The organism is Ruegeria hyattellae (genome assembly GCF_041537925.1).
Classification (GTDB): domain Bacteria; phylum Pseudomonadota; class Alphaproteobacteria; order Rhodobacterales; family Rhodobacteraceae; genus Ruegeria_C.
This window is the reverse complement of record NZ_JBGOSH010000004.1, coordinates 322,561-340,781: the sequence shown is the minus strand read 5'-3', so window position 1 is coordinate 340,781 and position 18,221 is coordinate 322,561. Positions and strand designations below refer to the sequence as shown.

Annotated in this window: 20 protein-coding genes; 8 read left to right on the top strand and 12 right to left on the bottom strand. The window is 61.2% G+C overall.

What is annotated here, in order from left to right; genetic code table 11:
- Window positions 1–40 precede the first annotated feature (40 nt).
- On the top strand, window positions 41–877 hold the full coding sequence (locus AB1E33_RS12440) for a glycosyl transferase (RefSeq protein ID WP_372577767.1): 837 nt from the start codon (window positions 41–43) through the stop codon (window positions 875–877).
- Window positions 878–883: 6 nt separating this feature from the next.
- Here the strand turns inward: AB1E33_RS12440 and AB1E33_RS12435 are convergent, their stop codons facing one another.
- The gene (locus AB1E33_RS12435) at window positions 884–1,315 is read right to left on the bottom strand and encodes a DUF6314 family protein (RefSeq protein WP_372577597.1); all 432 of its coding nucleotides are present in this window, start codon (window positions 1,313–1,315) and stop codon (window positions 884–886) included.
- Entirely contained in the window at window positions 1,312–1,644 is a 333-nt protein-coding gene (locus AB1E33_RS12430) for a hypothetical protein (protein WP_372577596.1), read from the bottom strand. The genes AB1E33_RS12435 and AB1E33_RS12430 overlap by 4 nt, the downstream gene beginning before the upstream one ends.
- 88 nt (window positions 1,645–1,732) lie before the next feature.
- Here AB1E33_RS12430 and purB point away from each other — a divergent pair, with 88 nt between their 5' ends.
- The 4 genes from purB (at window position 1,733) to AB1E33_RS12410 (ending at window position 6,196) form a co-directional block, all read left to right on the top strand.
- Entirely contained in the window at window positions 1,733–3,037 is a 1,305-nt protein-coding gene (purB, locus tag AB1E33_RS12425) for an adenylosuccinate lyase (RefSeq protein ID WP_372577595.1), read from the top strand.
- 429 nt (window positions 3,038–3,466) lie between these two features.
- Complete coding sequence (locus tag AB1E33_RS12420; protein ID WP_372577594.1) at window positions 3,467–4,012, top strand: tetratricopeptide repeat protein; 546 nt, start codon at window positions 3,467–3,469, stop codon at window positions 4,010–4,012.
- Between the two features lie 69 nt (window positions 4,013–4,081).
- Entirely contained in the window at window positions 4,082–5,176 is a 1,095-nt protein-coding gene (locus AB1E33_RS12415) for a flagellar motor switch protein FliG (protein ID WP_372577593.1), read from the top strand.
- A gap of 105 nt (window positions 5,177–5,281) precedes the next feature.
- Window positions 5,282–6,196 carry a lysophospholipid acyltransferase family protein gene (locus tag AB1E33_RS12410; RefSeq protein ID WP_372577592.1) on the top strand — a complete coding sequence of 305 codons (915 nt, stop codon included), beginning with the start codon at window positions 5,282–5,284 and terminating at the stop codon, window positions 6,194–6,196.
- Between the two features lie 4 nt (window positions 6,197–6,200).
- Here AB1E33_RS12410 and AB1E33_RS12405 read toward each other — a convergent pair whose 3' ends face one another.
- Window positions 6,201–6,902 carry a DUF1223 domain-containing protein gene (locus AB1E33_RS12405; RefSeq protein WP_372577591.1) on the bottom strand — a complete coding sequence of 234 codons (702 nt, stop codon included), beginning with the start codon at window positions 6,900–6,902 and terminating at the stop codon, window positions 6,201–6,203.
- Window positions 6,903–7,132: 230 nt separating this feature from the next.
- Between AB1E33_RS12405 and acnA the strand changes: the two genes are divergently transcribed.
- The 3 genes from acnA to AB1E33_RS12390 all read left to right on the top strand — a co-directional run bounded on the left by acnA (window position 7,133) and on the right by AB1E33_RS12390 (window position 11,491).
- Window positions 7,133–9,823: an aconitate hydratase AcnA gene (gene acnA, locus AB1E33_RS12400; RefSeq protein WP_372577590.1), complete on the top strand. Its 2,691-nt coding sequence runs from the start codon at window positions 7,133–7,135 to the stop codon at window positions 9,821–9,823.
- Window positions 9,824–9,895: 72 nt separating this feature from the next.
- Window positions 9,896–10,600 (top strand): SDR family NAD(P)-dependent oxidoreductase, encoded by a 705-nt coding sequence (locus AB1E33_RS12395; RefSeq protein WP_372577589.1) that lies wholly within the window; start codon window positions 9,896–9,898, stop codon window positions 10,598–10,600.
- A gap of 21 nt (window positions 10,601–10,621) precedes the next feature.
- Window positions 10,622–11,491: a DMT family transporter gene (locus AB1E33_RS12390; RefSeq protein ID WP_372577588.1), complete on the top strand. Its 870-nt coding sequence runs from the start codon at window positions 10,622–10,624 to the stop codon at window positions 11,489–11,491.
- On the opposite strand, the gene AB1E33_RS12385 is transcribed toward AB1E33_RS12390, so the two are convergent.
- From AB1E33_RS12385 to secD, 9 genes are all read right to left on the bottom strand, one after another.
- The gene (locus AB1E33_RS12385; protein ID WP_372577587.1) at window positions 11,492–12,040 is read right to left on the bottom strand and encodes a DsbE family thiol:disulfide interchange protein; all 549 of its coding nucleotides are present in this window, start codon (window positions 12,038–12,040) and stop codon (window positions 11,492–11,494) included.
- Window positions 12,033–12,191 (bottom strand): heme exporter protein CcmD, encoded by a 159-nt coding sequence (gene ccmD, locus AB1E33_RS12380; protein ID WP_372577586.1) that lies wholly within the window; start codon window positions 12,189–12,191, stop codon window positions 12,033–12,035. The genes AB1E33_RS12385 and ccmD overlap by 8 nt, the downstream gene beginning before the upstream one ends.
- Window positions 12,188–12,961, bottom strand: coding sequence for a heme ABC transporter permease (locus AB1E33_RS12375; protein WP_372577585.1), 774 nt, complete (start codon window positions 12,959–12,961; stop codon window positions 12,188–12,190). Before AB1E33_RS12375 ends, ccmD begins: the two co-directional genes overlap by 4 nt.
- 45 nt (window positions 12,962–13,006) lie before the next feature.
- Window positions 13,007–13,663, bottom strand: coding sequence for a heme exporter protein CcmB (gene ccmB / locus AB1E33_RS12370; protein WP_372577584.1), 657 nt, complete (start codon window positions 13,661–13,663; stop codon window positions 13,007–13,009).
- Entirely contained in the window at window positions 13,660–14,274 is a 615-nt protein-coding gene (gene ccmA / locus AB1E33_RS12365) for a heme ABC exporter ATP-binding protein CcmA (RefSeq protein WP_372577583.1), read from the bottom strand. The genes ccmB and ccmA overlap by 4 nt, the downstream gene beginning before the upstream one ends.
- 146 nt (window positions 14,275–14,420) lie before the next feature.
- Window positions 14,421–14,774 carry an Mth938-like domain-containing protein gene (locus AB1E33_RS12360; RefSeq protein WP_372577582.1) on the bottom strand — a complete coding sequence of 118 codons (354 nt, stop codon included), beginning with the start codon at window positions 14,772–14,774 and terminating at the stop codon, window positions 14,421–14,423.
- A 3-nt stretch (window positions 14,775–14,777) separates the two neighbouring features.
- Window positions 14,778–15,527: a sulfite exporter TauE/SafE family protein gene (locus tag AB1E33_RS12355; RefSeq protein ID WP_372577581.1), complete on the bottom strand. Its 750-nt coding sequence runs from the start codon at window positions 15,525–15,527 to the stop codon at window positions 14,778–14,780.
- A gap of 36 nt (window positions 15,528–15,563) precedes the next feature.
- Complete coding sequence (gene secF, locus AB1E33_RS12350; protein ID WP_372577580.1) at window positions 15,564–16,532, bottom strand: protein translocase subunit SecF; 969 nt, start codon at window positions 16,530–16,532, stop codon at window positions 15,564–15,566.
- 1 nt (window position 16,533) lies between these two features.
- Window positions 16,534–18,195 carry a protein translocase subunit SecD gene (gene secD, locus AB1E33_RS12345; protein ID WP_372577579.1) on the bottom strand — a complete coding sequence of 554 codons (1,662 nt, stop codon included), beginning with the start codon at window positions 18,193–18,195 and terminating at the stop codon, window positions 16,534–16,536.
- Window positions 18,196–18,221: the final 26 nt, after the last annotated feature.

The window sequence follows — 18,221 nt, the reverse complement described above, 5'->3', positions numbered from 1 at the left end:
ATTCTTGCTGAAACGCAGAGCGGCTGCTAGCCCTGCCGTCATGGACAAGCAGATCGTATGTATCAACTGGGGCACGCGCTATGGCGCGCTGTATATCAACCGTCTTTATGAAATGGTGCGTGCCAACACGACGCCACCTTTTCGGTTTGTTGCGTTCACCGACACACGTGAGGGCGTGCATCCCAATGTCGTCTGTTTCGACCTACCAGAGATGCCGGGCTTCATGCCGGAACGCACTATCGGCCAATGGCCGAAATCGCGCCTTTGGGCACCTGAACTGGGCGATCTGAAGGGACCGTTCCTGTTCCTCGATCTGGACGTGGTCATCACCGGGTCGCTGGACCCGTTCTTTGAATACGGCTCCGAAGAGGATGTCATCCTCGCCCGCAACATCACCAAGCCGCTGCACAGGCTGGGACAGACCTCAATCTATCGCATGCCTGTGGGGGCATTGGCACCGCTACAGGCACAATTTGCCGCCGATCCGCAGGGGGTCGCGGATAAGTACCGTTTCGAGCAGCATTTCGTGACCAAGAATGCGCCGAACGGGATCAAGTTCTGGCCCAATGGCTGGGTACGCCATTTCCGGATCGAGTGCATCCCGACCTTCCCGCTGAACTATTTCAAACCTTCGCGCCCACCCAAAGGCACGCGCGTGGTGATCTTTGCAGGCTCGCTCAACCCACCAGACGCGATTGCCGGGCGGTACCATCCCAAATACGAATTCCTGCCGCCCTGGCAACACATCAAACGGTCGCTGAAATCGCACCGAAAGCTGAGGTATCTGCGCCAGTTCATGTGGCCTGCGGATTGGGTCAAGGATATCTGGGACAAGGCCGATCGCGCCTGGCAAAGCGCGCTTGAGACCAAGAAGTAGCTGCGATCAACTGCCGCGCATCCGCTGATAGAGGCTTTTCATAACATAGGATTTGCGCGGCCCCGAAACGGTCCAGACCACCGACCAGACCGGCCATGCTGTAAAATCATAGGCCGCGTCATAGCTATCGGGTGGGCAATCGTGATGATCGCGCGGACAGTCCTTTCCCAGAGCCAGGAAGTGAAAGAACCGCCCATCCTCGAACCGAATGTCGATACCTCCCTGTCCCTGTTGCCATAGGTAGCACCGCGTCGCCTGCATCGGGACCTGTCCGGGCACCTGCAGGCGCAGCGCCTCGTCATAGATCAACTCGTTGGCCCGCCATGAAAGCGTGGCGGTGCCTTCGGCAGACAACACCTGCCCGGCCTTGGCATCGGTGATCTCACGCGTGACGCTCCAATTCCCGTCGAAATCATCAAGGCTTCGCGGCAGCGTCATTCCACATAAGTCCCGTCGGTCAGGCCCCCACCCGCGTCGATGAAGCGGATCACATCGCCCTTGCGTTCGATATTGTAGCAAGCCCAGATATCCGACGGTGGCCAGACCGAGCAATACTGATCGCCGCGCACCGCCCAACTGCCAGTACTGGGGCCGCTTGAGAAATATTGCGTCTGCATGGATGGCTCGAACGTCTGGGTCGCGCCGCCCTCATAGGCCAGTTTGCGGTCCAACAGAGCGGCGAGAATCTCGTCTCCGGTCAACTGCCGGAACTCTTCCGCTGCCAATATGCCCGGCGCCAGCGCCAAAATCAGGGCAAACCGCCTCATATCCACTCTCCTGCCTTGTCCGCACCGCAACACGGGTCTATGACCCGCCCCGTATTCGCATGCCAATCACAAAAAGGTGCCGCTGCCAATGATCCCCCGTTATTCCCGTCCCGATATGGTCGCCATATGGTCGCCCGAGACCAAGTTCCGCATCTGGTACGAGATCGAGGCGCATGCCTGCGATGCGATGGCCGATCTGGGTGTGATCCCGCGCGCGAATGCCGATGCCGTGTGGAAGGCCAAGGATGTGCAATTTGACGTGGCCCGCATCGACGAGATCGAGGCGGTGACCAAGCATGACGTAATCGCCTTCCTGACCCATCTGGCCGAACATGTCGGCAGCGACGAGGCGCGGTTCGTGCATCAGGGCATGACCAGCTCGGACGTTCTGGACACCTGTTTCAACGTCCAGTTGACCCGCGCCGCCGATATCCTGATCGAGGACATGAAAGGGTTGCTCGCCGCGCTAAAGCGCCGCGCGCATGAACATAAAGACGCGGTACGCATCGGGCGCAGCCACGGCATCCATGCCGAGCCCACCACGATGGGGCTGACATTCGCCCGCTTCTATGCCGAAATGGATCGTAACCTTAACCGGCTGGAAAAGGCCCGTTATGAGATCGCAACCGGCGCCATCTCGGGCGCGGTCGGCACCTTTGCCAATATCGACCCGCGCGTCGAAGAGCATGTCTGCGCCAAGCTGGGCCTTGAGCCCGAGCCGATCAGCACCCAGGTGATCCCGCGCGATCGCCACGCGGCGTTTTTCGCCGCCCTCGGTGTTGTCGCCTCCTCGATCGAGAATGTAGCCACCGAGATCCGCCACATGCAGCGCACCGAAGTTCTGGAAGCCGAAGAGTTTTTCTCGAAAGGTCAAAAAGGCTCGTCCGCCATGCCGCATAAGCGCAACCCGGTGCTGACCGAGAACCTGACCGGTCTGGCGCGGCTGGTCCGCATGGCCGTTGTTCCGGCCATGGAAAACGTGGCGCTCTGGCATGAACGCGACATCTCGCACAGCTCGGTCGAGCGCAATATCGGCCCCGATGCGACCATTACGCTGGATTTCGCGCTAGCACGTCTGACCTCGGTGATCGACAAGCTAGTGATCTATCCCGACAACATGATCGCCAACATGAACAAGTTCCGCGGTCTGGTGATGAGCCAGCGCGTTTTGCTGGCGTTGACGCAGGCCGGAGTCAGCCGCGAGGACGCCTATAAGCTGGTTCAGCGCAACGCGATGAAGGTCTGGGAAGAAGGCAAGGACTTCAAGACCGAGCTGTTGGGTGACGCGGATGTGACGGCCGCTCTCAGCCCGGACGAGATCGAAGAAAAATTCGATCTGGCCTATCACACCAAACATGTCGACACGATCTTTGCGCGTGTATTCAAGGATTAGGCCCAGGCCCCTCCAACATCGCCAACCATGATTGCACGGACCTGCACTTGGCAGGGCCGCGCCCATGCAACGCTCCGCCGCTTATTAGTGACGACGCAAGGCCTCACGGGTGTTATGCTGCGATAGCCGGTTGACCGGTTGTTAAAAGGAGCGCGACCATGACACTCAGGACTATTCTGATCGCAACTGTACTGACCCTTGCGCCCGGTCTGGCGTTGGCGATGGGGTGTAATTTTGGCCAAGACCAGCAGACGCAATCCTGTGCACCGGGTACGGTATGGGACGCCGAAAGCCAAAATTGCGCGCCTATTGTAAATAGCTGAGGGAGACCTCACCTTAGTTTGAAGCGCCGGGATCAAATCCGGTGCTCGTCTTTTGATAAAATGTACTATCTTGGTTCTAAGTTGATTTGTTAAAGGGAGATCCCCAATGCGTATTCTTCTCGCCGTTGCGCTTGCGCTGCCCAGCTATGTTGCGATGCCCCATGCCGGATTGGCGGCAGGCGGCGGATCAAGCCCGCCCAAACCCACAAACACCACGCGCAAATGCCTGTTTGGCCGGGTCTGGGACCAGAATGCGGGCCGCTGCATGAAGCCGAAAAAGACCAGTTTTTCGGATGATGCGCTGTATGATGCGGTGCGCGAGCTAGCCTATGACGGCCAGTATGAACACGCTCAGGCCGCCCTGTCCGAAATGCGTGATCAGGACGATGACCGGGTCCTGACCTATTGGGGGTTCACCTATCGCAAGATGGGCGAGATCGAACTGGCCAACATGTTCTATGAACAGGCCATCGCGGCCAATCCCGACAATCTGCTGGCCCGCAGCTATATGGCGCAGGGCTTTGTCGAGGAAGGCAAGACCGATCTGGCCGTCGTCCAGTGGCGCGAGATAAAGGCGCGCGGCGGCGAAGGCAGCTGGGCCGAGGTCTCGCTGCGGGATGCGATCCGTACCGGGCTGACCTACAGCTACTGAGTTTCAGGGTTTCTTTACGCCCCCTGCCCTATCCTGTCCGCGACAGACCTTAATGGATGACGCGGACAGATGCAGCACGATACCGCCTTGATGCCGCTTGGCATGAACACTGTGGATCCCGGAACGATGGATGCGGCGCCCGAAAAGCGGGTGCCGCGCCGTTTGGACGGGCGCCAGAAGGCAGCTGTGATCGTTCGGCTATTGTTGACCGAAGGGGCTGATATTCCGATCGAGGAGTTGCCCGAGGATTTGCAGGAAATCCTCACTCATCAAATGGCAGACATGGGGCTGATCGACCGGCTGACGCTGGACGCGGTCGCAAATGAATTTGTCGAAGCGCTCGAAGGGGTCGGGTTGTCCTTTCCGCATGGGATCGCCGACGCACTGACAACGATGGATGGCAAGATTGCGCCCGGCACTGCTGCGCGCCTGCGCCGGGCAGCCGGTGTGCAGCAAACCGGTGACCCATGGCCAAAACTGCGCAAGCTGGATGCCGGGGAACTGGCCGCGTTCGCCCAATCCGAAAGCACCGAAGTGGCCGCCGTCCTGTTGTCAAAGCTTGACACGCCCAAGGCCGCCGAATTGCTGGGTCTGCTGCCCGGCCCGACGGCGCGGCGGATCACCTATGCGATCTCGGGCACCACCCATATTTCTCCTGACGCGGTGGACCGGATTGGCCGCGCCTTGCTGACACAGGCCGAGACGCGCCCGCCCACCGCCTTCGAAGACCGGCCCGAAAAGCGGGTTGGCGAAATCCTCAACCAGTCTCCTTCGACGACAAGGGATCAGGTGCTGTCGGCTCTGGATGAAGAGGATGCCGATTTCGCCACCTGCGTGCGCAAGGTCCTGTTCACCTTTGCCGATATCGCCCGGCGCATCGCTCCCAAGGATGCCACAACCGTCGCCCGCGCGGTCGAGCAGGACGTCCTGGTCACCGCGCTGGTTGCCGCAACGGAGCCTGACGACGTCAGCACGGCGGAATTTTTGCTCAGTAACTTGTCCAGCCGCATGGCCGACGCCCTGCGCGAAGAGATGGCCGAGAAGGGCAAGGTCAAACAGGCCGACGGCGAACAGGCCATGACCGTCATCGTCGCCGCCATCCGCACGCTGGAACAGGATGGCGGCCTGACACTGCTTTCCCTTGAAGAGGAGGATGACGGCTAATCCGTGATCGGCACTGCTGCCCTTGCCCTGTTCGACACGCTTGTGATCGCCTATGCAGGGCTATATGTCTGATCAAACGATAGAAACAGGCAATGAGACGGCAGAATGCCCGCAGAAAAGTCGGAACTGAGTAAATCCAAACTGGCCGGGTATTACGTCTCGAACCTGTTCCTGCAGGCCCTGATCGGCGGGTTGCGGCTGTTGCCCTATGAGACCAGACTGGCGCTGATGGCACGCATCACGCGGGCGGTCTCGCCGCTGGTGGGGTTTCGCAAACGGGTGCGCGACAACCTCGCGCTGGTCTGCCCCGACCTGCCCGAAGCCGAGGTCACGCGCATCTGCGGCGCCGTGCCAGACAATGCCGGGCGCGCCATCATGGAGCATTTCTCGCCCGAGGAGTTCACCGAACGCCATAAAACCGCCAAGGTCAGCGGCCCCGGCATCGCCGCATTCGAGGCGGCGGTGGCAGAAGGCAAGCCGATCATGATGATCACCGCCCATTTCGGGCATTACCTGGCCGCGCGCATCGCGCTGCAGGCCCGCATCGGCAAACCCATCGGCGCCCTCTATCGCCGCATGGCCAATCCCTATTTCAACGACGCCTATGTCGAAGCGTTTATGCGCACCGGTGGACCGATGTTCGAACAGGGCCGCCGCGGCATGATGGAAATGGTTCGGTCACTGAAACAAGGCGGCATCATTGCCATCGTCTCGGACCTGCACGCCCATGGCGGGGAAGAGCTGATGTTTTTCGGCAAACCTGCCGTAACTTCGGTTCTGAACGCGGAACTGGCGATGAAATACGATGCGGTGATGATCCCCTGTTATGCCATCCGCCAGCCCAACGGCATCGATTTCGAGATTGTGCTACACGATCCCGTGCCTCGTTCCGATGCCAGGACCATGACCCAGTACATCAATGACGACCTGGAGGCTCTGGTGCGCCAGCATATGGGTCAATGGTTCTGGATTCACCGCCGCTGGAAACCCTGGTACGGGCTGGGCGTACAGGACGTCTGAGGCGCTATTGCACCCGCGCCGCCGCCACGATCGGGCCATGCCCGGCCACTTGAACCAACACCACCGCCGGCAGATCGCCCTCCAGCGCCGTGGTCAGCTCTGCCGGCGCGACGCCGTCCCACTGCCCGACCTGATCCCAGCTTTCGACCACGTTGGCGTAGTCCAGCTCATGCCCGGCCAGCTCACCCCGCTTGATCGAGGCGTGTTTCATCGGCGTGTAGCGGACCAGTTGCACCACATATTCGCCGCGCGTCGCGCTTTCATAGGGTTCGACCGAGATCGACAACGCTTCTCCACTGCGCGTGGCAGTGACCACCGCGCTGTCGGGTGCAGCCAGATGAGTGTCGATCAACGCCATCAGCTCTCCTGAGCGCGCACCGACCACATCCTCTTGCCCGGCCACGATCATCTGCGGTGTGTAGATCATCGTACGCCCGCCGCTGCGGGCATAGCCCTGCTGGCGCTTGGTATGGGCAGGATCGGCAAACTGGTCCTTCCAGCCAATATAATCCCAGTAATCCACATGCAGCGCCAGTCCGATTACATCGTCTCGCGCGGCCAGTTCGTGCATCATCGCATCCGCGGGTGGGCAGGATGAGCATCCTTGCGAGGTGTAGAGCTCGACCACCACCGGGTTGTCCCCGGCGGCAAGCGGTGCCGCAAGGCTGGCAAGCAGGAGGGCAAGGGTCAATCTGCGGGTTTTCATGGCACGACTTTCGGCTTTCTCTCTCTTGGGTCTACCCATCGGGGTCCGGTTTGACGAATCAAGGTTTCTTGAAATTTTGGTGATCGGCGGCGTTGTTTTGGTAAAATTGTGTGCGATGGTATACAAAAATGCCGCACTTGGCCTGTTGAGCCTTGAAGTACGGTCCCGCGTAATGCAGATACCCCTCAGCGAATCCCGCAATCCACCACATTTGAGAGGGAGGCCATCAGATGCCCATCAAAGTTGGACAGGACACCGCCAAGACACGCCGCAGCCTGAGCGTGAATGGCAAGACCATCTCCTATTATTCGATCCCCGCCGCGCAGGATGCCGGTCTGGGCGATTTTTCCCGCCTTCCCGCCGCGCTCAAAGTGGTGCTGGAAAACATGCTGCGCTTCGAGGATGACGGGTTCTCCGTCTCGGTCGACGACATCAAGGCATTTGCCGAATGGGGTGCCAAGGGCGGTAAGAACCCTCGCGAGATCGCCTATCGCCCGGCCCGCGTGCTGATGCAGGATTTCACCGGTGTGCCCGCCGTGGTCGATCTGGCCGCGATGCGCGACGGGATCGTCGGTCTGGGCGGTGACGCGCAGAAGATCAACCCGCTGAACCCGGTCGATCTGGTCATCGACCACTCGGTCATGATCGACGAGTTTGGCAATCCGCGCGCGTTCCAGATGAACGTTGACCGCGAATATGAGCGCAACATGGAGAGGTACCAGTTCCTGAAATGGGGCCAGTCGGCCTTTGACAACTTCCGCGTTGTGCCCCCCGGAACCGGTATCTGCCACCAGGTGAACCTGGAATATCTGGCCCAGACCGTCTGGACCGATACCGACCAGAATGGCGAAAACGTGGCCTATCCGGACACGCTGGTGGGAACCGACAGCCACACCACCATGGTCAATGGCGCAGCCGTTCTGGGCTGGGGCGTTGGCGGGATCGAGGCAGAGGCCGCGATGCTAGGGCAGCCGATCTCGATGCTGATTCCCGAGGTCGTGGGCTTTGAGTTGACCGGTGATCTGGTCGAGGGCACCACAGGAACCGATCTGGTTCTGAAGGTCGTGGAAATGCTGCGTGAAAAAGGCGTGGTGGGCAAATTCGTCGAATTCTACGGCAGCGGTCTGGATCGCCTGCCGCTGGCCGACCGGGCAACCATCGCCAACATGGCCCCCGAATACGGTGCGACCTGTGGCTTCTTCCCGATTGATGCCGAAACCATCCGCTACCTGCGTAACACCGGCCGGGACGAGGACCGGATCGCACTGGTCGAGGCCTATGCCAAGGAGAACGGCTTCTGGCGCGACGCGGATTATGCGCCGATCTACACCGACACGCTGAGCCTCGACATGGGCACCATTGTTCCGGCGATCTCCGGCCCCAAGCGCCCGCAGGACTATGTCGCACTAACCGATGCGAAGACCGCCTTTACCAAAGAGATGGCGGAAACCTTCAAGCGTCCCATGGGCAAGGAAGTCGCGGTCAAGGGCGAGGATTACACCCTGGATTCCGGCAAGGTGGTGATCGCCTCGATCACCTCCTGCACCAACACCTCGAACCCCTATGTGATGATCGGCGCCGGTCTGGTGGCGCGCAAGGCCGCCGCTCTGGGGCTCGACCGCAAGCCGTGGGTGAAAACCTCGCTCGCACCGGGCAGCCAGGTCGTCAGCGCCTATCTTGAGGCAGCTGGCCTACAAGAGGATCTGGACAAGGTTGGCTTCAACCTCGTGGGCTATGGCTGCACCACCTGTATCGGCAACTCCGGTCCCATTCAGGCCGAGCTGTCCGAGGCGATTGCCGAGGGCGATCTGGTCGCAACCGCCGTACTGTCGGGCAACCGCAACTTCGAAGGTCGGATTTCGCCAGATGTGCGCGCCAACTATCTGGCCTCGCCGCCGCTGGTGGTGGTTTATGCGCTGGCCGGCACCATGGATATCGACCTGACATCCGAGCCGATTGGCACCGACAAGGACGGCAATGATGTCTACATGAAAGACATCTGGCCGACCCAGAAGGAAATCGCCGATCTGGTCCAGCAGACCGTGACCCGTGATGCGTTCCTGTCTAAATACGCCGATGTCTTCAAAGGCGACGAGAAGTGGCAGGAGGTCGAGACCACCGACGCCGAGACCTATGACTGGCCGCCGACCTCGACCTATATCCAGAACCCGCCCTATTTCCAGGGCATGGGGACGGAACCCGGCACGATCTCGAATATCGACGGGGCCAAGGTGCTGCTGATCCTCGGCGACATGATCACCACCGACCACATCTCACCCGCGGGTTCGTTCGCCACCACCACTCCGGCGGGCACATATCTGACCGACCGGCAGGTGCAGCCGCGCGAGTTCAACTCCTACGGATCGCGCCGTGGCAACCACGAGATCATGATGCGCGGCACTTTTGCCAATATCCGCGTCAAGAACGAGATGCTGGACGGCGTCGAAGGCGGCTATACCAAAGGCCCCGATGGCGCGCAGACCTCGATCTATGATGCGGCCATGGCTTATCAGGATCAGGGCACGCCGCTGGTCGTGTTCGGTGGCGAGCAATATGGCGCGGGGTCCAGCCGTGACTGGGCTGCAAAAGGCACCGCACTGCTGGGCGTAAAAGCCGTGATCGCCGAAAGTTTCGAACGAATTCACCGTTCGAATCTGGTGGGCATGGGCGTCATCCCGTTCGAGTTCACCGGCGGTGACACCCGAAAATCGCTGGGTCTGAAGGGCGACGAGACCGTCTCGATCCACGGGCTGGACACGATCGAACCGCTGCAGGAAGTGCCCTGCACCATCACCTATGGCGATGGTAGCGAAAAAACCATCTCGCTGAAGTGCCGGATCGATACCGCTCCTGAGATCGAATATATCGAGCATGGCGGCGTGCTGCATTATGTGCTGCGCAATCTCGCGAAGGCCAGCTGATCCAGCCGGATATCCGCTTGACGGGCGCCCCACGGGGCGCCCTTCTTCATTCAGGCATGAGAAGGATATTGGATGCAGAAAGTTGCCCTTGTCACCGGTGCGGCACGCGGCATCGGACGCGCGATTGCCGAAGATCTGGCCCGCGACCATAAGGTTGCGATCACCTGGCGCAGCAGTGATCCCGAACAACTTCTGCAATCCTGCACCGACATCCTGGCGATCAGGGCCGACCTGACCGAAACGGGCACTCCGCAGAAGGTCATAGATCAGATCATCGACCGGTTCGGGCGTTTGGATGTCATGGTGAACAATGCCGGGCTGGTGACGCTGACCCCAGTGGACGCGTTCGACCATGCGGCCTACCGCGCCACGTTCGACACCAACCTGACCGCTCCTGCTGCACTGCTCGCTGCCGCATTGCCGCATCTAACGCCGGGGGCGGCCATTGTGAATATCTCCTCAACCGACGGAACAACAGGACCTGACATTGCCGGAGCTTATGGCGCGAGCAAAGCCGCGCTAAATCTCTGGACGCGGAGCATGGCCAAGGTGCTGGGACCGAAGGGCATTCGCGTGAACGCCGTTGCGCCCGGTGCGATCAGCACGCCCGAAAAGCCCAGAACAGAAGAGGTCTTGCAGGAAATCAGACAGATGGCACCGCTTGGGCGGGTCGGCGCCCCGCAGGACATTGCGCGGGCCGTGCGCTTTCTGGCCTCGGATCAAGCCGATTTCATTACCGGAGAGGTTCTTTCAGTCTCTGGCGGAGCACAACTCTGAACCACGAAAAGGACTCCTGATTTGGACATCCGCGCTTTGATCATGGGGCTGGCGTTTGCCCTGATGTGGTCCTCGGCCTTTACTTCGGCGCGAATCATCGTGGCGGACGCCTCGCCGCTGTTCTCGCTTGCGTTCCGGTTCCTGATTTCCGGCCTTCTGGGCGTCTGGATCGCGCGGCTGATGGGGCAGAGCTGGCATCTGACCCGGGCGCAGTGGCGAGCGACAATCATCTTCGGTATCTGCCAGAACGCGCTGTATCTGGGTCTGAACTTCTATGCGATGCAGACGGTGCAGGCCTCGGTCGCGGCCATCATTGCCTCGACCATGCCGCTATTGGTGGCACTGGCGAACTGGCTCATTCTGGGTCAGCGGTTGAACCTGATGGGGGTTCTTGGCCTGCTGGCGGGACTGGTCGGCGTGGCGCTGATCATGGGCGCACGGATCAGTGCCGGAGTTGATCTATTTGGCGTGATGCTCTGCGGGATAGGTGCGGTGGCGCTGACATTTGCCACGCTCTCGGTGCGCAATGCCACCACCGGCGGGAATTTCATGATGGTGGTGGGGCTGCAGATGCTGGTGGGCTCGGCGATCCTGTTCGTGGCGGCCCCTGTCTTCGAGACGATCCGTGTCACGCCCAGTTGGCCGCTTGTGGCGGCCTTTGCCTATACGACGCTGATCCCCGGTCTCGCGGCGACCTATATCTGGTTCCGGCTGCTCGACCGAATCGGAGCGGTCCGCGCAGCGACCTTCCACTTTCTCAATCCGGTTTTCGGGGTCGGCATCGCGGCGCTGCTGCTGGGCGAGCGGCTGACATTGCTGGACGTCATTGGAGTGCTGGTCATCACCGCCGGAATTCTTGCGGTGCAACTGGCCCGGCAGCCGAAAGCCTGATCAGTTGCCAGCGCGGGCGCGAGCCTCGGACAGAATCGGCTCGATCCGCTCCTTGTAGGCACGCTGGGTGACCGGCCCGGCAAAGCGCAGCAGGATCGTGCCATCGCCATCGACCACATATGTCTCGGGTACGCCATAGACACCCCAATCCAACGCCATGCGCCCCTGCGGGTCGCGACCCAGAGCGGTATAGGGATCGCCCAACTCGTCTAGAAAATCGGCGGCGTTCTGCGGCTGGTCTTTGTAATTGACGCCATAAACCGGGATGCCCTGTTTCGCCAGCGCGTCCAGATTGGGATGCTCGACGCGGCAGGGCGCACACCAACTGGCCCAGTAATTGACCAGCTTCACCTCGCCATCACGCAACGTCGCGTCGTCAAATCCTGGTTTGTCGCCAAATGGCTCCATCACCACCGGGGGCGCGGGTTGACCGGCGCGGGCCGAAGGCAACGCGTCTTTGTCATCTCGAAACATGCCCACGGCGGCCAACAGCACAAAAGCCCCGAAGATCAACGGCGGCGCGATCATCATTGGTGAGATCTTAGCCATTACGCGACACCCTCTGCTCGGTCTGTTCCATCTCGGCCCGGACCTTGCGCCCACGCCACAGGCTCAGCACGACCAGCAGCACCAGCATGAGTAGCGACAGCGCATAGGAGGACAGGACCGCATCAGCATATTTCCCCAGATCCGGCATCATGCACCCGCCCTTTCCCGTGCCAGCAGCGCCCGAATGCGACGCGCGCGAATCTCTGTCCCGGTGCGGTAGAGCACCAGCGCAATGAACAGAAACACGAAGCCGATGATGCACAATAACAGCGGGTAGAAGAACACGTTGGAGACCTTTTCGGTGGTATCCGTTCCGGTCACGGCCCCCGCCCGCATCACCGAGGCCCCCTGATGCAGGCCCTGGTTCCAGAAGTTCACCGCATAGCGGCTGAGAATGGCAAAGACGCTGCCCACCAGACACAGGACCGAGGTCAGGTCGGCGGCGGTATCGGGGTCCTCGATCGCCTCCCAGAGCGCGATATAGCCCAGGTAGAACAGGAACAGAATCAGGAACGAAGTCAGGCGCGGGTCCCAGGCCCACCAGGTACCCCACATGGGTTGACCCCAGATTGCGCCGGTAATGAGCGCAATTAAGGTCATTACCACCCCGATTGGTGCGGCAGCACGGGCCGCCAGCGCGCTGACATGGTGGCGGCGCACCAGCCAGACCAGCGAAGTGACCAGCATCATCAGCCAGCAATTGATAGCCATCAACGCAGAGGGCACGTGTAGGTAGATGATCTTGACCGTCGATCCCTGCCGGAAATCATCGGGCGTGAAGAAGAAACCCCAGACCAGCCCCACAACAAGGCAGATCGCGGCAGAGGCCCAGAAAAACGGCAGCACCCGTTCGGTGGTGGCCAGAAATTTCTTGGGATTGGCATATTGCCAGATCGTGTTGGCTTTGGCGGCTATCGACATGGGGGTTATCTAGCCCGACTCAGGGGCATTCTCAATTGACACATATCAACGCAGGTTCACGCGCAGCACCGCCGCGCTGGCAAAAGGCAACAGCGCGATGGTCGCCAGCGTGATCCCTGCCAGCATCAGCAGCGGTGTGCCGGTCTCCATCTCTTGGGCGCCGCGCCGCGCCACCTCGGCCCCGAAGATTAACGTTGGCACGTAGAGCGGCAGCACCAAGAGCGACAACAACAGCCCGCCGCGTTTCAGCCCCACGGTCAGCGCCGCCCCAAACGTTCCCACCACGCTGAGCGCGGGTGTGCCCACTGCCAGCGACGCCACCAGCCAGAAGAAGCCCGGCCCCGGCAGGTTGAGCAGCACACCAAAGACCGGAGCTGCCAGAACCAGCGGCAAGCCGGTTGTGATCCAGTGTGCCAGCGCCTTGACCGAGACGACGGCCTCCAGCGGCAAGGGCGCGGTGGCTAGCAGATCGAGCGTGCCATCCTCCCAATCCAGCGCCAGCAGCCGGTCGAGCGACAAAAGGCAGGCCAAAAGCGCGCCCAGCCACAGCACACCCGGCGCGATGCTGGCGAGAAGGTCGGATTGCGGACCGACCGCAAAGGGCACAAGCGTGGTCACGATCAGGAAAAAGACCAGCCCCAGACCAAAGCCGCCCCCAGCCCGCATGGCCAGTTTCAGGTCCCGGAGCAACAGCGCGATCACAGGAAATCTCCATCGAAATCATCCACTGGTTTCGGCACGGCACGGAACGGCCCAACATCCAGCGTTGCGGCATCGAGCCCCAGATCGATATGGGTGGCGATCAGCGCCGACCCGCCCAGCCCCAGATGCGCCCGAACGGCATCAGCAAATTTGCCGACGGCCTCCTTGTCGAGCGAGACGGTGGGCTCGTCCAGCACCCAGATCGGTCGACCGGTGACCAGCAGGCGCGCAAGGCCCAGACGGCGCTTCTGCCCGGCCGAAAGGTTGCCCGCATGGCGATCCGCCAGATCATGCAGGTCATAGGCGGCCAGCGCGCCCTCAATGGCGGGCGCGCCAAAGACGGCAGCCCAGAAAGTCAGGTTTTCGGTTACAGTCAGGGTCGGCTTGATTCCGTCGGAATGACCGGCATAGGCAATCTGGTCCTCGGCTCCGTCGATCCGACCCGACAACGGCGGCTGCAACCCGGCAATGGTACGCAGGAGCGTTGTCTTGCCGATCCCGTTCGGCCCGCGCACAACCAGCGCCTGCCCCTGTTCAAGGGCAAAGCCAAGCCCTTCGAGCACGGGCACGCCCCCTCGGGCAATGGCAAGGTCTGTGACGGTCAGGGTCATAAAGCCCGCTTAACGGATTGCCGGGGCGTGCAAAAGGCCAGAGTCGCGCAAGGACGGAGTGTCGCGCCGGTAGTGCCGGAAAGGAGTGAGGGACCAGCCCCTGACACTCCCCGGGATATTTTCAGCCAGATGAAGAGCGGATCGGGTCACACCGGCAGCGCCGCCAGCGCGATGCGGCGACCTTCGGAGAGCAGGACGTTATAAGTGCGGCAGGCAGCGGGTGAGGACATGTTCTCTACGCCAATCCCGGCCTCTTCCAATGCGCGGCGCAGTTCGTCGGGCAGATGCGCCATCTCACCCCCGGTACCGATGAACAGTACGTCGACTTGCCCGGCCAGTTCCAGCAGCGGCGCGGAATCGTCGTAGCCAGCCCATGGGGCGGTGCCGGATGGACCGGTCAGGATGGGACCATAAAGAACCTCGCCCGCGATACGGAAAAACCCCGGGCCATAGCCGTCGACGGGTTGGGCATCGGTAAAGGCGATCTCGTTGAGGCGCATGGGTCAGGTCCAGATCGGCATCCCCGCAAGTGCCACACCGAAGATCAGCGCATAGGCGGCGGAGCGGTAGAGTTTCTCTCGTTCCGGCACAAATAGCGCGCTGCCGATCAGGTTGCCAAGCATATTCGGGACAGTCAGCAGTAGCCCGGTCAGCGCAATTGCCGGGTCAAGGCGGCTGGCCAGCGCCAGAAATGCAACCAGCAGGATGTCATAGCCCAGCAGGAACAGCGTGGTATTGGCCCGGATCACCTGCGCCGGGTGCGGGCTGGCCATGTATATGAAGATCACCGGCGGGCCAGGCATGCCCACCGCGCCACCCAGAAATCCCGCCATCAGCCCGGTTCCGAACACCGCGCGCGGTCCCAGCGAACCGGCATAGCGCCAGCCCAGCAACAGCCCCGCCAGCATCAAGATGGCCACCGACGAAACTAGCACGCGGAACAGGTCCGGATTCATCACAAACAGCGCGGCAAGCCCCAGCGGTGCGGCAATCACGGTCCCTGCCAGTAACCGCAGCAAGTCTTTGCGATGGGCGTGCGCAAGAACCTTGGGCACTATTGGAACCGGCCCCAGAATATCCATCATGATCAGCGTGGTGATAGCGGAAACCGGGTCCAGAACCATGCCTGCCAAGGGCAGATAGACCATCGCAGTGCCGAAGCCGGTAAACCCCCTGACACAGCCCGCCGCCAGTGCCGCGAGAAACAGCACTGCCAGATCGTTGGCACCCAGTGAAAGCAGATGCTCGGTCACCCGATCCGGCCCTTATGCCAGACGGGTGACCGGGGATCAGGCATCGATATTGGCGTATTGGTTTCCGGCAGTGTTGGACGGTTTCGTCCAGTCGCGCTTGACGCCCAGATAAAGCAGGATCGCCGAAGCCACGAAGACCGACGAATAGGTTCCCACGATCACGCCCCAGATCATCGCAAAGACAAATCCTTTGATCACATCCCCACCCAGCACATAAAGCGAGATCAGCGCCAAGAGCGTGGTGACCGAGGTCATCACCGTCCGGCTCAATGTTTCGTTGATCGAGACGTTCAGTACATCCTTGAGCGGGGTTTTCTTGTATTTCCGCAGGTTCTCGCGCACCCGGTCAAAGACCACCACGGTATCGTTCAGCGAATAACCGACAATGGTCAGAAGGGCTGCGATAATCGCCAGGTCAAACCGGATCTGCAGTTCCGAGAAGACGCCGATGGTCAAGATCACATCATGCACCAGCGCGGCCACGGCCCCCAGCGCGAACTGCCATTCAAAGCGCAGCCAGATATAGACAAGCACCGCCCCGATCGCGAGTACAACCGCGATCACCGCCGTCTGGATCAACTCGCCCGAGACCTTGGGGCCAACGGATTCGACCGATACGAACTGGATATCGGGCACCGCGCCCTGCATCGCGCCTTCGACCTGAGCGACCATCGAAGCGGTTGCGGCCTCTTCGCCTTCCTGCGCCTGAATGCGCAGCATGGCGACGTTCTGGTCGGGGCCGAAGGTCGGGTCGAAGACCTCGGTAATCGTAATATCGCCCAGCTCAAGCGGGTCCAGCGCACCGCGATAGACACCTACATCCACCGGCTGCGCGCTTTCGGTACGGATGGTCGTCCCACCGCGGAAGTCGATGCCGTAATTCAGACCCTGATACAGGAACGACCCCGCAGCCAGCAGCATCATGAAAGCCGAGATACCCAGCCAAAGTTTCCAGCGGCTGAAGAAATCGAACGAGGTGTTCTGGGGGACAAGCTTCAGTCTCATATCACACCTCTATCATTTTTGGACGGCGGCGTTCGAACCAGATTATCACCAAAAGCCGCGTCACGAATATCGCGGTGAAGACCGAGGTGAGAATGCCCAGCCCCAGCGTGATGGCAAAGCCGCGGACCGGGCCCGAGCCCATGGCAAACAGGATCACCGCCGTGATGAAGGTGGTGATGTTGGCGTCCAGAATGGCGCTCAGCGCCTTTTCATAGCCTAGTTCGATGGCGCGGGCGGGTCCCTTGGCGGTTTTGAGTTCTTCCCGTATCCGCTCGAAGATCAGCACGTTGGCGTCCACCGCCATACCCACTGTCAGCACGATACCGGCAATACCCGGCAGCGTCAGCGTCGCTCCGATCAGCGACAGCAGGCCAAAGATCAGCCCGATATTGATGATCAGCGCCGCATTGGCAAAGAGGCCAAACAGTCCATAGCTGAGCGCCATGAAGACCAGTACCGCAGCGAAGGCCACCATGGTCGCCACCTTGCCCGCGTCGATGCTGTCCTGCCCCAGTTCGGGGCCGATGGTGCGCTCTTCGAGGAATTCCAGCCCTGCGGGCAAGGCCCCTGCCCTGAGAAGCACGGCCAGATTGGTGCTTTCCTCGACCGTGAAATTTCCGGTGATGATGCCCGAGCCGCCGGGAATGTGGCTCTGGATCACCGGAGCCGAGATCACTTCGTCATCCAGCACGATGGCAAAGGGCGCGCCGACATTGTCGCGGGTATAGTCGCCGAATTTGCGCGCGCCGGTGGTGTTGAAGCGGAAATTTACCGCCGGACGCCCGTTCTGGTCAAAGGCGGGCTGGGCATCGACCAGTTCCTCGCCGGTGACCACGGGGGCGGATTCGATGATGTAGAACGTGCCTGTCTCATCGAGCGAGGGAACGAGTTTTTCCCCCGGACCGACACGGGCCTCGGCGTCGCTTGAACGCGAGACCACCGGGTTGAAGGTCAGCTGCGCGGTGGTACCGATGATCTCTTTGAGTTCCGAGGCGCTGCCGATGCCCGGCACCTGGATCAGGATACGCTTCGGTCCCTGCCGCTGGATCGTCGGCTCGCGGGTGCCAACCTCGTCGATCCGGCGGCGGATGATTTCAAGCGCCTGCCGTACGGTGCGGTCGTCCGAGGCCAGCTTCTCGGCCTCGCTCAGTGTCACGACAATATCGCTGCCCTGGCTGGAAACCTCGATATCGGTGCCGGTAGGCCCGGCGAGGGTCTGGATCGGAGTTGCCAGATCGCGCACCACCTGCAGGGCGCGTGACATGCCCTCAGACTGGCTGATGCGGACGCGAATCTCGCCCGGCGCGCTGTCCTGGCGGCGGATGGTGCCGACCGTCGCACGCTCATCGCGCAGCGCGTCGCGGATTTCCGGCCACATGGCATCCATGCGGGCCTCGTACACATCCTCGACCTGAACCTCGGCCAGCAGGTGCGCACCGCCGCGCAGATCAAGACCCAGATTGACCAGCGACGACGGCAACCAAGACGGCCATTGTGCCGCCTCGGCCTGCATCTGCGGCGTGTCGATGCCCAACTCGATGGCGGCAAGTGCGTCGTTGGATTGTTCCACACGGGTGTAGAACGCATTCGGCAGGGCCATCAGCAGGCCAGCCACCACGACCAGCCAGATCAGGACCCGTTTCCAGGTATCGATTTGCAGCATTACCCTGCCTTTTCAATAGGTTGACA

Coding starts and splice junctions, on each gene's coding strand:
- AB1E33_RS12440 (WP_372577767.1), top strand. CDS start 41: ATGGACAAGCAGATCGTATGTATCAACTGGGGCACGCGCTATGGCGCG.
- AB1E33_RS12435 (WP_372577597.1), bottom strand. CDS start 1,315: ATGACGCTGCCGCGAAGCCTTGATGATTTCGACGGGAATTGGAGCGTC.
- AB1E33_RS12430 (WP_372577596.1), bottom strand. CDS start 1,644: ATGAGGCGGTTTGCCCTGATTTTGGCGCTGGCGCCGGGCATATTGGCA.
- purB (WP_372577595.1), top strand. CDS start 1,733: ATGATCCCCCGTTATTCCCGTCCCGATATGGTCGCCATATGGTCGCCC.
- AB1E33_RS12420 (WP_372577594.1), top strand. CDS start 3,467: ATGCGTATTCTTCTCGCCGTTGCGCTTGCGCTGCCCAGCTATGTTGCG.
- AB1E33_RS12415 (WP_372577593.1), top strand. CDS start 4,082: ATGCAGCACGATACCGCCTTGATGCCGCTTGGCATGAACACTGTGGAT.
- AB1E33_RS12410 (WP_372577592.1), top strand. CDS start 5,282: ATGCCCGCAGAAAAGTCGGAACTGAGTAAATCCAAACTGGCCGGGTAT.
- AB1E33_RS12405 (WP_372577591.1), bottom strand. CDS start 6,902: ATGAAAACCCGCAGATTGACCCTTGCCCTCCTGCTTGCCAGCCTTGCG.
- acnA (WP_372577590.1), top strand. CDS start 7,133: ATGCCCATCAAAGTTGGACAGGACACCGCCAAGACACGCCGCAGCCTG.
- AB1E33_RS12395 (WP_372577589.1), top strand. CDS start 9,896: ATGCAGAAAGTTGCCCTTGTCACCGGTGCGGCACGCGGCATCGGACGC.
- AB1E33_RS12385 (WP_372577587.1), bottom strand. CDS start 12,040: ATGGCTAAGATCTCACCAATGATGATCGCGCCGCCGTTGATCTTCGGG.
- ccmD (WP_372577586.1), bottom strand. CDS start 12,191: ATGATGCCGGATCTGGGGAAATATGCTGATGCGGTCCTGTCCTCCTAT.
- AB1E33_RS12375 (WP_372577585.1), bottom strand. CDS start 12,961: ATGTCGATAGCCGCCAAAGCCAACACGATCTGGCAATATGCCAATCCC.
- ccmA (WP_372577583.1), bottom strand. CDS start 14,274: ATGACCCTGACCGTCACAGACCTTGCCATTGCCCGAGGGGGCGTGCCC.
- AB1E33_RS12360 (WP_372577582.1), bottom strand. CDS start 14,774: ATGCGCCTCAACGAGATCGCCTTTACCGATGCCCAACCCGTCGACGGC.
- secF (WP_372577580.1), bottom strand. CDS start 16,532: ATGAGACTGAAGCTTGTCCCCCAGAACACCTCGTTCGATTTCTTCAGC.
- secD (WP_372577579.1), bottom strand. CDS start 18,195: ATGCTGCAAATCGATACCTGGAAACGGGTCCTGATCTGGCTGGTCGTG.